Source organism: Flavobacterium sp. ALJ2, from assembly GCF_015594725.1.
Classification (GTDB): domain Bacteria; phylum Bacteroidota; class Bacteroidia; order Flavobacteriales; family Flavobacteriaceae; genus Flavobacterium.
Genome location: NZ_JADNRC010000006.1, coordinates 35,969 through 51,548 on the forward strand (window position 1 = coordinate 35,969; position 15,580 = coordinate 51,548).

At 30.1% G+C, this 15,580-nt stretch carries 16 protein-coding genes; 4 read left to right on the forward strand and 12 right to left on the reverse strand.

Annotation, left to right across the window (positions count from 1 at the left end; genetic code table 11):
- Positions 1–38 precede the first annotated feature (38 nt).
- From IUY40_RS08295 to IUY40_RS08305, 3 genes are all read right to left on the reverse strand, one after another.
- Positions 39–1,325: a TolC family protein gene (locus IUY40_RS08295; protein ID WP_195736402.1), complete on the reverse strand. Its 1,287-nt coding sequence runs from the start codon at positions 1,323–1,325 to the stop codon at positions 39–41.
- A gap of 96 nt (positions 1,326–1,421) precedes the next feature.
- Positions 1,422–2,780 carry a HAMP domain-containing sensor histidine kinase gene (locus IUY40_RS08300; protein ID WP_195736403.1) on the reverse strand — a complete coding sequence of 453 codons (1,359 nt, stop codon included), beginning with the start codon at positions 2,778–2,780 and terminating at the stop codon, positions 1,422–1,424.
- 2 nt (positions 2,781–2,782) lie between these two features.
- Entirely contained in the window at positions 2,783–3,454 is a 672-nt protein-coding gene (locus IUY40_RS08305) for a response regulator transcription factor (RefSeq protein ID WP_195736404.1), read from the reverse strand.
- 320 nt (positions 3,455–3,774) lie between these two features.
- Here IUY40_RS08305 and IUY40_RS08310 point away from each other — a divergent pair, with 320 nt between their 5' ends.
- Together IUY40_RS08310 and IUY40_RS08315 are read left to right on the forward strand one after the other, a co-directional pair.
- Positions 3,775–4,611 (forward strand): sulfite exporter TauE/SafE family protein, encoded by an 837-nt coding sequence (locus IUY40_RS08310; RefSeq protein ID WP_195736405.1) that lies wholly within the window; start codon positions 3,775–3,777, stop codon positions 4,609–4,611.
- Positions 4,612–4,615: 4 nt separating this feature from the next.
- On the forward strand, positions 4,616–5,005 hold the full coding sequence (locus IUY40_RS08315) for a DUF1634 domain-containing protein (RefSeq protein WP_229335464.1): 390 nt from the start codon (positions 4,616–4,618) through the stop codon (positions 5,003–5,005).
- A 61-nt stretch (positions 5,006–5,066) separates the two neighbouring features.
- Here the strand turns inward: IUY40_RS08315 and IUY40_RS08320 are convergent, their stop codons facing one another.
- From IUY40_RS08320 to IUY40_RS08345, 6 genes are all read right to left on the reverse strand, one after another.
- Positions 5,067–5,456, reverse strand: coding sequence for an RDD family protein (locus IUY40_RS08320; protein WP_195736407.1), 390 nt, complete (start codon positions 5,454–5,456; stop codon positions 5,067–5,069).
- A 65-nt stretch (positions 5,457–5,521) separates the two neighbouring features.
- Positions 5,522–6,223 carry a DUF4328 domain-containing protein gene (locus IUY40_RS08325; RefSeq protein ID WP_195736408.1) on the reverse strand — a complete coding sequence of 234 codons (702 nt, stop codon included), beginning with the start codon at positions 6,221–6,223 and terminating at the stop codon, positions 5,522–5,524.
- An 80-nt stretch (positions 6,224–6,303) separates the two neighbouring features.
- Complete coding sequence (locus IUY40_RS08330; RefSeq protein ID WP_195736409.1) at positions 6,304–6,696, reverse strand: VOC family protein; 393 nt, start codon at positions 6,694–6,696, stop codon at positions 6,304–6,306.
- A gap of 351 nt (positions 6,697–7,047) precedes the next feature.
- Positions 7,048–8,067: a TQO small subunit DoxD gene (locus IUY40_RS08335; protein WP_195736410.1), complete on the reverse strand. Its 1,020-nt coding sequence runs from the start codon at positions 8,065–8,067 to the stop codon at positions 7,048–7,050.
- A 55-nt stretch (positions 8,068–8,122) separates the two neighbouring features.
- Positions 8,123–8,503 carry a hypothetical protein gene (locus IUY40_RS08340; RefSeq protein ID WP_195736411.1) on the reverse strand — a complete coding sequence of 127 codons (381 nt, stop codon included), beginning with the start codon at positions 8,501–8,503 and terminating at the stop codon, positions 8,123–8,125.
- Between the two features lie 165 nt (positions 8,504–8,668).
- Entirely contained in the window at positions 8,669–9,130 is a 462-nt protein-coding gene (locus IUY40_RS08345; RefSeq protein ID WP_195736412.1) for a hypothetical protein, read from the reverse strand.
- Between the two features lie 348 nt (positions 9,131–9,478).
- Here IUY40_RS08345 and IUY40_RS08350 point away from each other — a divergent pair, with 348 nt between their 5' ends.
- A complete protein-coding gene (locus IUY40_RS08350; RefSeq protein WP_195736413.1) occupies positions 9,479–10,237 on the forward strand; it encodes a phosphatase PAP2 family protein in 759 nt (252 codons plus the stop codon).
- Between the two features lie 427 nt (positions 10,238–10,664).
- Here IUY40_RS08350 and IUY40_RS08355 read toward each other — a convergent pair whose 3' ends face one another.
- The 3 genes from IUY40_RS08355 to IUY40_RS08365 all read right to left on the reverse strand — a co-directional run bounded on the left by IUY40_RS08355 (position 10,665) and on the right by IUY40_RS08365 (position 13,400).
- On the reverse strand, positions 10,665–11,462 hold the full coding sequence (locus IUY40_RS08355) for an AraC family transcriptional regulator (RefSeq protein ID WP_195736414.1): 798 nt from the start codon (positions 11,460–11,462) through the stop codon (positions 10,665–10,667).
- 198 nt (positions 11,463–11,660) lie between these two features.
- Positions 11,661–12,542: a diacylglycerol kinase family protein gene (locus IUY40_RS08360; RefSeq protein ID WP_195736415.1), complete on the reverse strand. Its 882-nt coding sequence runs from the start codon at positions 12,540–12,542 to the stop codon at positions 11,661–11,663.
- Positions 12,543–12,971: 429 nt separating this feature from the next.
- A complete protein-coding gene (locus IUY40_RS08365; RefSeq protein ID WP_195736416.1) occupies positions 12,972–13,400 on the reverse strand; it encodes a PepSY-like domain-containing protein in 429 nt (142 codons plus the stop codon).
- Positions 13,401–13,801: 401 nt separating this feature from the next.
- Between IUY40_RS08365 and IUY40_RS08370 the strand changes: the two genes are divergently transcribed.
- Positions 13,802–15,448: a DUF6377 domain-containing protein gene (locus IUY40_RS08370; RefSeq protein ID WP_195736417.1), complete on the forward strand. Its 1,647-nt coding sequence runs from the start codon at positions 13,802–13,804 to the stop codon at positions 15,446–15,448.
- Positions 15,449–15,580 lie beyond the last annotated feature (132 nt).

Here is a 15,580-nt window from a genome sequence, read left to right on the forward strand (position 1 = left end):
TTTTTAGATAATTAGTGCAGTATTCCAGATTTGGATAATTAATTAATTTCCTGACCTGCTATATAACGTAGTTCTTCAAGATTTTTATTAAGGTCTTTTTTAGAATGTAGTAGAATTGATTTGTTTTGTAAATAAGCTTCTACAAAATCTAGGTATTCTAATATGCTGGTATTTCGCTGCATGAAGTTTTTGCGATAACTTTCTAAAAGCTTATCTAAATCTTCTTCATAATTGGAGTCAACACTATCATAAAGTCTTTTTGTAACTATCAAGTCTTCATAGGCTTGTAGCACTTCTGCTTGCACACTTATTGCTTTCTCTTCGGTAAGTAGTTTGCCTTGGTCGATGGCTATTTTTGCAGTTTTTATATTCCCTTGATTTCTATTGAAAAAAGGAAGATCCATAGAGAATCCTACTCCTACAAAATCCTTCATTATATTTGAGGCACGATCATAGCTTACGCCAAGAGTTACATCAGGTGTTCGCATGGCTTTTTCGTACTTATACTTATTTGTATTATACTCATTTTCCAGTTTGAGCACTTTCATGTCGGGTCTATTTTCTATAGCCGAAGCCAATAGACTGCCCAAGTTTATGTTATTGATGTTTTTATTATCTGGGACAAAGCCTTCATCTGTAATTTTAATGTAGCTTGTAGCTGGCATATTCATAAGAACTTTGAGTTCTTTTTGCAATGAATTATTTTCTTTTTTGAGTTCGCTTATTTCTTTTAAGAATTGTAGCTCAGAAGCCTTTAATCTGATATATTCACCTTTACCAATATTACCTTGTGTAACTTGATTACTATATGCTTTGAGTAGTATTTGCATTGAAGAAAGCTGTTTTTGATAAACGGCTTCTTGCGCTTGTACAAATTGTAATTCAGTAAGATTTCCTCTAAATTCAATTTTAAGATTACGTAAAAAAGTTTTAAAATATTCTTTGGCGATATCTACACCAACTTTTTCCATGGCGATCATCTTTTTTCTTTTCCCCGCTGTTTGGATAAGTTGTTCTAGCTCGACATTAACTTGCGTAGTTCTTCCAAAATTACCCATCATAGGAGGTAAGTCTTCAACTGTAGCATTTTTCCAAAGATTTATTTCACCAACGTTAAGCGTCGGATTTGGCCATAATTTTGCTTGAATTACTTGTGCATCGGCAATATCAATATTTAATTTTTCGGAAATAAGTGAAAGATTCTTGTCTAGAAACAAAGCCTCAGCCTGTGTTCGAGAAAGAACAATTGTATCATTTATTGTAGAAATTTGCGCCACAGCTTTGTGTGATACAATAACGAGTAGGGTTAAGATTATACGTTTCAAATTATGTTGTTTTAATATGATGCAAAGCTACTTGCGGCATATTAAATGATAATTTGATATATATTAAAAAAGGATTAGACTAACATTAGAAAACGATTAGAGTGGCGGAAATAGTAGTGTTACTGTTGTTCCTTCCTCTTTTTTAGAAGTAATTGTAAAGTGAATATTATTTTGCTTGAATATGATATTTGCTAAAGAGAGTCCTACGCCGCTACCTTTTATATCATCCACATTTTTACCTCTATAAAAGGTTTGTTTGATAAATTTTAAATCGTTTTCACTGATACCTGTACCGTGGTCTTCGATTATGATTTTTAGCTGGTTTTCTTGTTGTAATAAGCTTATTTTTATGGGATTGCCATTCGAATATTTCACAGCATTCTCGATGATGTTATACAAAGCAATCTTAATCTCGTTACTATTTCCTTTTATCGAAAGTAATTTATCATTAGTGATTTCTATTGCAATTTGTATTTGAGAATCCTTTAGTTTATATACATCTGGTAACTGGTCATTGATATCCCATACGAGTTCATCTACTCTAAAAACTTCATTAAGTTCGGTATTATCTCTGAGCCCAGACAGCATCATAAGGGTGTTGAGCGTATCTTCTATTTGATATACATTTTCTAATACTTTTTCAGACATTTCTTTGTACTCAGCACTTGTTCTTTCTTTTTGTGCAAATACTTCTAAATTTCCAGATATAGCTGTTAAAGGCGTTTTAAATTCATGAGAAACATAATTGATGAAGTTTTTTTGAATTACAAATGTATCCGATAAACGCTTAAATAAATTATTATAAGTTTCTATAAGTTCTTGTATTTCGTCTTTGGTATTTGGAGATATAATATGCCTGTCTAGTGACGAAGCCTCGATTTCGTTTACCTGATCTACAATGTTTTTAATTGGACTGTAAGCAAGGTTTGATAACTTACGGCTAACCATGTATATTAGTATGAGTCCAATGAGTAAAACCAGCACCATGATAATTAACAATCGGTTAGTGATAGTTTTAAATTCAATATCATTTTTCTTAACAAAAACAACAAAATCACCTTGATTGTCACGGTAATAGCTTCCGAAATAAAAGTGGTGATTTGATTTAAAACTTAATTTCCTATTCTTCCGAATATAATCTAGTCTTTCAATAGTTATATTTTTATCATGTTCTTTTTCACCATAAACAATTTCGTTTTGTTTGTTGTAAACGCGGGTTACCATTTCCAGAGAATTTTCTCTGAATTGCTGCCCGATGATTAAGTGTTGGTTTTCTGGAAGTTCATCTTTCTCTAAATAGAATATACCAGTAAGTAAACACGTTTTCTGAAGTTCATTGTACATTATCTTTTCTGAATAGCTGTAAAATGATAAATATGTTATAATCGAAGCAATTATAAATACAATGCTAAACGTAATTGAAGATATTAATGTAAATCGGTTGCGTATTTTCATGACTATTCTTTAATCATATATCCTGTTCCTTTTATGGTGTGGATAAATTTATGGTTTTGTTCTATTTTGTTTCTTAAGTAAGAAATATAAACATCGACTACATTGGTATTATTATCATAATTAATTCCCCAAACGGCATTTAATATTTGGGTTCTTGACATTACTTTATTTCTGTTTTCAAGTAAAAATAACAGCAATTTATACTCTCTTGGTGATAAATCAATAGGTTGATTGTTCTCGGTAACTTTATGTTCTTCGGGGTTAATGGTTAAGCTTCCACAGGTGTATAACGTTTCTACTTTATCATAATTAAATTTAGTTCTTCGCGTAAGCGCATTAACTCTGGAAATTAACTCCTGAAAATGAAAAGGCTTCACAAGATAATCATCGGCTCCAGAATCTAAAGCATTCACTTTATCATCAGTATTACTAAGCGCACTAAGCATTAATATAGGAGTATGGATTTTTTTAAAACGCATTAATTTGGTCAACTGAATACCATCAATGCCTGGAAGCATAATATCCATTAAGATAATATCCCAAGTGTTTTCTTGAAGTAAGTCTCTGGCAATCTCACCAGTTTCTGCTAAATGCACTGTAAAATTGTTTTCTTCTAAACCTTTTACTATAAATTCGCTTATGCGTTTATCGTCCTCGATGAGTAAAACATTCATATTATAGTTGTTTCTTGTATTTATTATAGTTACAAAGATTATCTAAAATGGGATGCAGATTAAACAGATTCTTAAAATTATCGGAAGGAAAAAAATCCGTTTTTATGAGCACCTTTACGTTAGTAAATCAGCGACATCAGCGTTCTATTTTAGATAATATTCTTAAAATGATTATCAAAAATAACACTTAATTGTGGGAATGTACTATTAAAATTGATAGTTATAGCCAAGCTCCAGTTTTTTTAATACTTTGTTATGAAACAGAATTCTCAAATAATTAATATCAATTCGTAAATTAGGGGCAATATAAATACATTCTAATGACAGTACTTACATTTACTCTGATTATGCTTTTTGGTGCTTTTTTAGCTGGTTTTATAGGTTCTTTATCAGGTTTAGGCGGTGGAATAATCATTATACCTTTGTTAACAGTTGTTTTAGGAGTCGATATTCATTATGCAATAGGTGCAGCTTTGGTATCAGTAATTGCAACCTCATCGGGTTCAGCGGCTGCGTATGTAAGAGAGGGAATTACCAATATGCGTTTGGGGATTTTTCTTGAGATTGCAACTACTATTGGTGCTGTGGGTGGCGCGCTACTTTCTACAATTGCACCAACCTCTTTTATTGCTGTTTTATTCGGACTTACATTAATTTTCTCGGCTATTAATTCATTACGAAAAAAGGAAGAACATATTGTTTTAGAGTCAAGTCCTTTAGCTAAAAAGCTGAAATTACAAGGAACTTATCCTACACATGATGGAGAAGTTATTAGTTATGGAACAAAAAACGTCGTGGGGGGATTTAGTATGATGGGGATCGCTGGAATGATGTCGGGATTACTTGGAATTGGTTCTGGAGCTTTTAAAGTTATTGCAATGGATAATATCATGCAGATTCCGTTTAAGGTTTCTACCACGACCAGTAATTTTATGATGGGAGTTACAGCAATGGCAAGTTCTGTAATTTATATCCAAAAGGGATATGTTGAACCAGGAATATGTATGCCAGTAGTAATAGGCGTATTATTTGGGGCTATGGCTGGAGCCAAATTATTAGTTAAAACAAATCCTAAAAAGCTTCGTATCTTTTTTGCCTGTCTTATTTTTGTGCTTGCAATAAATATGATTTATAATGGACTTAATGGAAAAATCTAAGGTTATGACACAGGAAAAATTTGGAGAAAAAGATTTTCAATCCATTATTGGGAATTTATTGCGTTACGGAGTATGGATTTCATTATCTGTTGCTTTTATCGGTGGTATTATCTATTTGATGCATCATGGCAACGATATCGAAGATTATTCGGTATTTAAAGAAAACGACAGAAACATCTTCGAAGTAATCACAGCAATTTACAATGGAGTTATCCAAGGTAAAGGAGAATCTATAATATTCTTTGGAGTAATATTGTTGTTTCTCACACCTGTATTACGTGTATTACTATCGTTATTTTCTTTTTTACTAGAGAAAGATTATCTGTATGTAGTAATTACTCTAATTGTAATCTGTATTATTCTGGTTAGTGTTTCATTAGGATTTTCTCATTGATGACTTGAGAGAAGAAGAATTTAGATTTATTTTGCAATCTGAAGTAATACATGCATGATACTTAATCAATTTTTATCATTACACTTCCTGAAATTAAATCATGTATTGAACGACTTTTTGGATTCATGAAAATCGTAATAAAAGAAAACCAACCAAAAATAAGCTTAAAAAAATATCTAATTATTGATTGAAATATATTCAGACGCTTAGAAGTATCTGATATTTTTCTGACTCTGATATTGTTTTTGTGATTTCCTATCGTTGCACCAAATGTAGTGCAGATTGGCTCGTACATAAGCAATGATACAAATAAAGTAACTTTAACCCAATTAGGAATAGTACTGAAATTAGTAAGTATATCGGTAAAAATATACATACACGCTATAAGTAATATGGTATCTATAAGTGTAGATTTGGTTCTGTCTAGTATGGTAGGGTATTTTACGCTCATGTGTTTATTTAAAAATTGTTACGTTTTTGAAGTTGAATTTTTTTGATAAAGCAATAAAGTATTTACTATTCTTGTTCTATCAAATTTGCTACTGGTTGATGTTGTTTTTTACTCTCTTCAGTTTGAATTAATAATGGCTCAATTTGAGAATAATCTTTGATGACTTTTATAGTAATTAAGGCAAGTGGTATTCCAATAACATTTAAGACTATGCTCAAAATCGTACTGGTATTCAATTGATCAATAGTTATGGCTTTCATAGAATATCTAAATACAATTTGCCCAAGAATATTGCTGATTATCCAAAGTGTCCACCATACAGCCAAAGTTGCTGTTGAAAGACTACTAGTTGTTGTTATCTTATTTCTATCTAGAAAGGATTTTGTTTTTTCATACAATTCTGCCATAATCTGATAAGGTCTATAAAGATTTATAAAAGGTAAAAACCAACTTCCTGCTGCCCATCCTTCTGTATGAGATAAGGGGCGAGTTATTATATGAAGATTAAAATATGCTCTTCGGAACCATTGAATAAAAGTTACTCCAGAAACTACATAAGCAATCAAATAAATTATGCCTATAACTTGTTCTCTGCTATCGTTTGCATTTGCTACATCTGTTGAAATTGTGCCTCCAGCCGCAGCAGTTTGAATCATATCATATTGTAAAAAACTAGAAATTAAACTTACAATCTTAAGAGAAAGTATAATCCATATTAATAATATTGCATTTTTTGCCCTTTGTCCGTTAGGTCTTAATTCGTTCATTATTTTATGTTTTGGTTTAGTCAGTTTTTTGCAGAGCGAAGATATCCTATTATTCTGTAAAGAGTGATACCGTAGAATAATTATCCCATTGGGGTACAAACTTCTATCAAAAAACCATCAATATCTCTTATGTAAGCAACTGTTTGCCCCCAAGGTTTTTGTTTTGCTTCTTGTAGAATAGTCGCACCTGCTTCTTTAGACTTTGCAAGAATTTCAGCTACATTATCGGTTATAAAACCCAATTCGGTAGCAAAAGGTTTATTGGTTACATCACTTTCTATGAAACCATTTTTTAAGTTTGAATTAGCTAGTTCTTTTGATGCGAATGAAATTGTAGTTTCTCCAGTACTAAGTTCACCATAATCATTTTCGGGAGTTACAAATTTTCTCGTAAAGCCAAATGCATTTTCATAAAACGTAATTGATTTACTCACGTCGTTAACATATAATATTGTATAGCCGAATTTCACCATTTTTTAGTTTGTTTTTTATACTGCGTTGTCTAACTCATTAAATTTATTAAACACATAGCAAACATAGATTTTAAGAGTGAAATAGAACTCAAAAAGAAAATTATTCCTTTCACATAGCTAGAGTTATATGCGTTTTAAATAAGTGAAATGCCTTTTTCAGACTACAAAATCTATGTTTCTATATGTTGGAATTAATTATCAGTAACGAATTTAGAATAGTTGTTTCTGAGATTTATTTCTTCATTTATAAATTTAAAAAAAGCTTGGCAAAATAGAAACAAATCGTTTTGTATTGTGCGAAAATACAAATAAAAAACAAGTTTCTATCTCGCCAAACCTAATTAATTTGTTTTATTTAGCAACAGTACTAGTCCATTCCGTTCCGCTAATGTCGGTGAGGATTATAGTATAATTGGTGTTTTTTTGCAGATGATAACTTGTTAAATCAAAATTCAGAATTGCTTTTGCGCCAAGCGGAATTATCAAACTGTGTTTGCCTGGTTTTACTTTTGTGACGTATTTGTTGGCTATATCTTTTTTAGGGAATTTAGCCAAATCTTCTCCTTTTAAATCCAAAATCATTTCGCCTTGCTCATTTTTTAGTTGAATTCCAATTAAAAACGAACCATAAACATCAACACCTTCTGTACGATATATTTGAAATTGTAAGGCATCATTTTTTATAGTGGCATTGCTAATTTCAACTTTAGGTTTTACCGATTTATTATGCAATTTTCCAAATACTCCACCATGAAAATATTGATTGGTATATAAGGTAAGCGCTAATATTAGCAAGGATCCAACAAGAACAATTGGCTTAAGATTAGGAATATGTAGTGGACCAGAACCTAGCCATGAAAACCATTTTGTTTTAGTGAAGGCATAATCCTTATTCATGAAGTAATTGTCTAAGGAATAAGAACCACTTCCGCTTAAAAATAGGGTAAAACCACAAGCTATTCCTAAAACTCCAATTTGCCATTCGTCTAAGCAAGTAGTTCCAATCCAACCCGAACCTAATAAAATACCCATGGCTAAATTAAAGACTCCAAAGCTCATTAATCGGGTGAATAACCCAAGCATGATCAGTAAGCCTACAATAGCTTCGATAATGGTAAAACTAACCATTGACCACCAAAGCGCTTCGGGATTTGTAACTAAATATTCGATTATAGGCTTAATTCCTAATGCATTTGGTAGAAAATGATTGAATTTTTCGCCAATATATCCTGCTTCATCTTGAATTAATTTGTTCTCCAGAATAAGTCTTCGCCAGAAAGCCGAAAAGTATGTCCAGCCAATAACAAGCCTAATAGAAAGCGTAAAAAGACCAGCCAAATTGTATGACTGATTCAAATGAATATTTTTCATAAGTGTATATTTTAATTTTAAAAAACGATAATAAGTAAAATGCGATTGTTTGGGATTATGCTAGATCGGATTTTAATCGTTTGTATAAAATATACAAAGGAGGAGTGTTTACAGTGGCTACATTTACATAAATGTGTTTTTTATGTAATACTGTTGCTAATAAAATTTGATTTTCAGAAACAGAAACGGGTAAAATAGGGATTTGTTTCTTGAGTTTCTCAATGCTGTTTTCTGATTGATTAACGCTGGATTCTTGTACTTCGCAATAAGAAACTCCTGTCGTTGTAGTTTGGTTCTTATTGAGTGTTTGAAAGTATTCGATATCAAAAATAGAAAACAATGAACTCTTTACTGAACACGGAGTAAGTGCAAACACTACAGCAAGTAGTATCACGACAAGTCGCATCTTTTTTGGATAGGTTCGTTTGTTCTTCATGTTTTTCAAAGATAGAGTATTTTTGGTAAGATAGATTGCAAGATTACTTCTTATAATTGAATTTCATGAAAAAGTAAGATTGTAATACAAAACGAATAGTTTGTTTTCATGTAGCTAGTTTAGGATGTAGTAGCTTTATTAAATCACCTTAAAATCATTTTTCGATTAATTAAATGAATTACAATTTTTGAATGTACTTTTGAGTTCTAATTTCTTTCTGAATTCTTTTGGTAATAATAGTTTTGTTCTACAAAAATCTTTAGCCTCGTACAATTTCGTCTCAGGATTAAATAAAATAACTTTTGGAGAATCATCAGAATTATAAAACCATACATTAGCTTGTTCATCAACATATAAACACCAATAATTATAAGGAGTAAAAGTGCTAAAGGGGTTGTTTGAATTTTGTTGAAACAATATTTTATTATGAATATCTGATATTACAAATATTAGATGCTCATCTTTAATTTGTTTTAGAAATATTTTTTTAGTTTCAAGATCGTTTTGAAAAACAGAATATACTCCTGGTTTATTAATGAATCCTGATTTAATTTGTTGTCTTTTCAGTTCGGATTTATTGCATGATACAAAAAGTAGGAATAGTAGAAATAATAGATTTTTTTTCATTTTTTCAATTAAATTTTATCTAAGATAATTATAGTCTCAATATGTTTTCAACCATTTTTATTGCTCTTTCGTTGGTTATTCCGTTTTCCTGATCGATTGTTAGTTGATGATCTTCTTCGATGCATTTAATCTCAGGAATAAATCCAAGTTCTTGCTCAATAGCAATTGTTTTTAAGCTTAGTGTTTCACCATAGTTTGCAACCAGCCAAAATAAGGATTTTGTTTAATATGGTCTTTATCTTTCCATAATTTTATTGTAGTTTTAACATTTTGAATAGCTGTTATAATGTAATTGATGGCTATTTATCTTATGCTCAAAATATTATTAATTTATAATTTTTTTAAAAAATGCTAAAAATCATTCTATTTTCATTGTTGAGTATTACAACTCTTAAAGCTCAAGATACTGTAAAAGATACTGTAGCTGTGAAAAATGATACGGTACAGAATTTGAAATTCAATTATAAGCAGCTTATTATTCCAGGTGCTTTAATTGGGTATGGGCTTATAGGTCTTAATAGTGATCAGTTAATTAGTTTTAACTCACAAATTCACAATGAAGTAAAAGAAGATATTGATAAGAAAATAACCATTGATGACTTTTCGCAATATGCTCCGGCTGCTTCTGTTTATGCTTTGAATGGATTTGGTGTTGAAGGAAAGAATAATTTAAAAGACAGAACTATAATATTGGGTACGTCTTATGTAATTATGACAGCTACAATATTAGCTCTTAAATCTATTACTAAAGTTGAAAGACCAGACGGAAGCTCTAATAATTCATTTCCTTCGGGACATACCGCAACTGCTTTTGCGGGAGCTGAATTCTTGTATCAGGAGTATAAGGATAAATCGATATGGTATGGTGTTGCAGGATATGCTATTGCTACTGGAACAGGAGTATTTAGGATGGTTAATGACAGACACTGGCTTACAGATGTTGCGGCAGGAGCAGGGATCGGAATAATGAGTACAAAAATTGCTTATTGGATTAGCCCGTATGTTACTAAGAAGATTTTTGGAGCGAAAGAAAAAAATGTTTCTTCGGTAATAACTCCTTTTTATAATGGCAAACAAATCGGATTTGGGTTTGCAATGGCATTTTAGAATAACGTAATAACTGTTTTAAACGATATATAATTGCTTTAAAAATATGGTCTTAAATAAATTTACAAGACTTACATGATAGACTATTTTAGAGAAATAAAAGGTATAGATAATTTGTGATTTTACTTTTAGAAGTTTAATTAGATAACTCAATAAAACAATAATGCAAAAATAGCGCGGTTCTATTTTTGCATTTTTTAATCTACTTGTTTTCAGTTCTATTAGGGGGGTAAATTTGTATGCGTGTTTTTGGGAATAACCTGATTTAAATGATTTTTTTGGTTTTAAAACAGATTTAAGATAATTCTAAACAAGAGCGTAATTAATTTTACAAGCATACTTATTGTTATTATAAAAGATGAGAATTATCTATCAAAAATACCTAGTTATATTTGTTTAAAATTGTAAAAATGTAACCTTAGAGAAATTATATATACATCCAATTAATAATTCCATCTTCATGAGAGGTTATTTTATTGAAGAAATTTTTTGGAGAAAAACCTGTCATTGATTTAAAATCTTTGATAAGATGTGATTGGTCAAAGAAATCAAGCTGATAAGTAATGTCTGAAAAATTATTCTTCGTACGATTATTTATTTGTTGATGCATAGCTTGGCGAAATCTAATGATTTTTCGGAGTTCAGAAGGTGTTTTTCCAATATGTATTTCAAAATGCTTGCACAATGTTTTACGGCTTATTTTATATTTATCGGCAAGGTCTTTAATTGTATAATTACCTTCAGTGTGTTGCATATCTGTGAGTATAGAACTTAAAAAAGGGTGGCTGAATCCTATGAATTTACTGATGAGATAATGTTCTAATTTTTTTATTTTCTCTTCTCCCAAAGTAGTATTCATGATTTCTGACATAGATGCAGTAAAATCATTAAACGGATTAAAGTAAGAAAAAGATTTTCCCGTATAAAAGTTTAGGTTCTTTTCTAAAAATGCATTTATTCCTAATGGTTTAAAGCTAATGGTTATTTCATGAATATATCCCGGAATATTAATTTCTATAGGTTTAGTATAACCACATATTAAGGTAGCAAGTAAAGGATTGTTACTGTTTTTTCCGACAGTTAGTTTGTTGTTTTCAAATATGAACTCCGGATATTGATTAATAGAGACTATAGAATTTACATAAGGAAAAGTATAGTAACTTACGTTTTCAGAATTAGGAGATTTTTTTAGAATATAAAAATAATCGATATAGTTTTTTAACAATTTATTTTGGGGGACAAAAAGTTTTAGATCCATAAATACAATTAATTGATTTAGTTGTTTTTAAATCGATTCGGGGTTCAAATATAGTCAAAAAGTAGTCTGATATTTTAAGGTTCTGAAAAAGTCAAAAACAACCATGGATATAAAGTAGGTAGCAGCCATAAAGTTGGATGCTGCTTTACAAATAAGTAAATCTATTTAGTCTGTAATAACCGTAAGTCCACTTTTAATAATTGATATGTTAATTTTATTTGTATTCAATACGTGCGATTCTCCATCTATTTGAGCATCCAGCTGAGTAACATCTGGAACTTCAATATCAAGATTTTGGATCAATGCATGTTCTGCTTTTTTAAATTTTTCAACACTATTACGCAATACATGATAACCTAAAGCCATCTTTTTGATAAATGATAATTTAGGAACAATAATTAAATCCAACCAACCATCATTAAGACTAGCTTTTGGCGTTAAGCTCATATTATAGCCCATTTCATTTGAATTAGAAATGAATAATAAAAATGGTTTTGCATTTATTTTTTTATCATTAAAAGATAATAGCGTATTACGAGTTTTAAATTCTAAACTAGAAGCCAAAGAAGCTTTTACATAAGCAATAAGCGTACGATTTCCTGAGTGTTCGTATTTTTTTATAATCAATGCATCAATTCCAATTCCTGTATTGCTAAAGAAATAATGATCATTTATTTTACCCACATCTATAGTAGAAACAGCTCCTTTTCGGATAATTTCGATTGCTTTTTCGAAATTTCTTGGGATATTTAAATTCGAAGCTAAACCATTTCCAGAGCCAACAGGAATTATTCCTAGTTTTATATTAGTACCAATAAGGCAAGAAGCAACTTCGTTTATCGTACCATCACCACCACACGCTACAATATAGTCAGGAGCATTAGCAACAGCTGCTTCGGTTAACTCGATGGCGTGTTTTTTATGTTTTGTATAATCTATTTCAATTTTAAATTCAGAGCTTGAAAAAGTGCTATTTAAAAAAGTGCTGGTAATTTTGTGTTTCCCATTTCCCGAAATCGGGTTAACTATGAAATGGATGTATATCATTATTCTAAAAATTTGTTTATTAAAGTATAATTAGTTCCTTGATTGCAATTTTTTTGATACCAATTCGATAATCACAACCAGCCTGTTATAATTAGCAATATAGTATATATTTAAAAATAAGGCGCAAAATTACTCTTTTTAAAACTTATAACTGTACCCAAATCAAACAACTTATGTTTCTTAATAATCTCTGCTATTGTAACTAAAATCATTGCCTTGTATTTCTTTCTTATTTACAAGTGTATTTAGGATATCAGTTGCATTAATAAATACTTCGCCTTTCCCTTTTTGAACTTATTTTTTAGCCCTAAATCTATTGAGAAACGAGAGTTAATACTTCACTGCGGAATGACATCAAATGCGAAATCAACTGCTGATAATTGGCTATTAACAGTTTTATTAAATTGAAAATGAGTGTTCTCAAATAGTTTATTTGGATATTTCTTTTACAAAATTCCCTTTATAATCGAATATTAAATCTTTTTTATAGATTTCTACTTCAAAGAAAATTTTACCGTTCACATCTGTAATTTTAGCAACTTCTCTGATTTTTTTACGACGATAATTAACTTTAACGTATGGTAAAATACTATTTGGTAATTGATCTTTTGTTATTTTAATTTCAGTTTGAATAAGATTGCCTGAGCTATCCAGTAACGCTAATTGAGGTTGTTTATCATGAATAAATGATACCTCATAGTTGTCTTTTTCTTTTTCCCATTTAGCATTAGTAACATCTGGAAATTTTATTAAAAATGTTGATTTTACAATTCCAGGAACATCTTTTTGATTTAAATCCTGAGCCATTGCAAAAGTTGAAATTAATATTCCGAATAGTGATATTATTGTTGTTCTCATATTGTTTTTAGTTTTATTAATAAATCTACATTTCAAAATTAGACTAGAATGCTGTAGGAAGTTTGAATTTTTTAGAATTTAACGGTAAATTGGGGTAAATTATTTTCAAAAGCATAGTCTATTTTTCAATGACTTTTTTTTTAAAAATCTTTTAATATATCAAATCGATTACCATCCAGAAGCATTAAGTCTAATAATACACAATCATAAAGATTAATTTTGTCAAGAGCATCTTTGTAATATCCCGAGGTCTCACAATGAATGTCATTGGGCTTGAAATAACTTTTTATGCTGGTAGCTATTTCTAATTTTAAGCAAAGCTTCTAATTGTATAAATAAATATTTATTTTGTTGCACTTTACTATCTTTGACTATCCTAATTATTTATATTGAAAACGGTTTTGAAAAACACTCTTTTATTTCTTTTTCTGGTTATTATATGCTATCCTGCTTATGCAGATAACAGAGCTGATTCGGTATTTGTAAAATTGAATTTAGCATTAAAAAACAAGCAGAAATATGTTAAATTAAAAGACGAAAGGATTGCGAATTTTAAAAAAATAAAATCTACAGATTTATCTGATTATCAAGAGTATAATTACAACAAGAATTTATATAAAGAATACCAAAAATTCAATTCAGATTCGGCTATTTGTTATGTTAAGAAGAATCTGAAGATTGCTAATAAATTGCGTAATAAAGATTTAGAAGAAACGGCTCAATTGCAATTAGCAAATCTTTACTCCTCATCAGGGAGATACCGAGAGTCTGAAGAGATCTTGAAAAGTATAAATAAAAAGCTATTATCTCCGCAATTACTTTCAGATTACTACGAAGGGTATAGCGATTTTTTCTCACATTACTCCACCAATAGCTATAATCCGATGTATGTAGAGAAAGTTGTAAAATATCGAGATTCACTATTAATGGTACTAAATCCTCAATCACTAAAGTATAAAATCAATCTGGCTGAAAAGAATATTTCAGAAGGAAAAATTGATAGTGCAGAGAAATTTTTAATGCAATTGTTGAAAGAAACAAATGATAACAATCCGCAGTATGCTATGATAGCCTATCTTTTAGGAAGTATAAATAAAGAGAAAGAAAATCTAGAATTAAAAAAAATATACTTTGCGATATCAGCAACTGCAGATTTAAAAAACTCAATAAAAGACAATGCTTCAATTCAGGAGTTGGCTTTAGTTTATTATGAATTGGGGGATGTAGGTACCGCCTATAAATTAACAAAATCAGCCATTGAAGATGCGATTTTTTGTAATGTGCAATTCCGCACACTTCAAATGTCAGAAGTGTATTCGATTATCAATACCGCTTATTTAGACAAAGAAGCCAAAAGCAAAAGTCAATTGCAATTGTATCTTATATTGATAAGTGTGCTTTCCGGTTTCTTGGTTTTGGCAGTAATTTATGTTTATAAGCAAATGAAAAGAGTTTCCAGAATAAAGGAAGAACTCTTTAAAACAAGCGAAGAACTGGTCAAATTAAATGCAGACATCAGTAAAACAAATAATCAGCTAAAAGAGAGAAATGCCCAATTGTCAGAATCCAATCATATCAAAGAAGAGTATATAGCTCATTTTTTTAGTCTTTGTTCTACTTATATCAATAAACTCGAAACGTACCGTATTACATTAAATAAAAAAGCGACGGCAAAACAGTTTGATGAATTGTACAAAATTTTAAAATCGACTACTTTGGTTGATAATGAATTGGAAGAGTTATACAAGAATTTTGACATTATTTTTCTAAATCTATATCCTACTTTCGTGAAAGATTTTAATTCATTACTTATTAGTGAAGAACAAATTGTACTCAAACAAGGAGAATTGTTAAATACAGAACTACGAATTTTTGCTTTAATACGACTTGGGATTAATGATAGTGTAAAAATTGCAGCTTTCCTTCGTTACTCTTTAAGCACCATTTACAATTACCGTACACGAGCAAGAAATAAGGCCGCTGTTTCTCGTAACGAATTTGAAGAAATGGTTATCAAAATCGGCTTAATTGCTGTTAAAATGCAATAATTAATTTCAATTTCACTACTTTTTTAGCGTTTTAAGGACATGTAATACTTTTGTTATTAGGTGTTTATGTTTTTATATCGCTACTTTTATATAATTAGGCTTTCTAAGTAAACTATATCGTTTTAGCTTTAC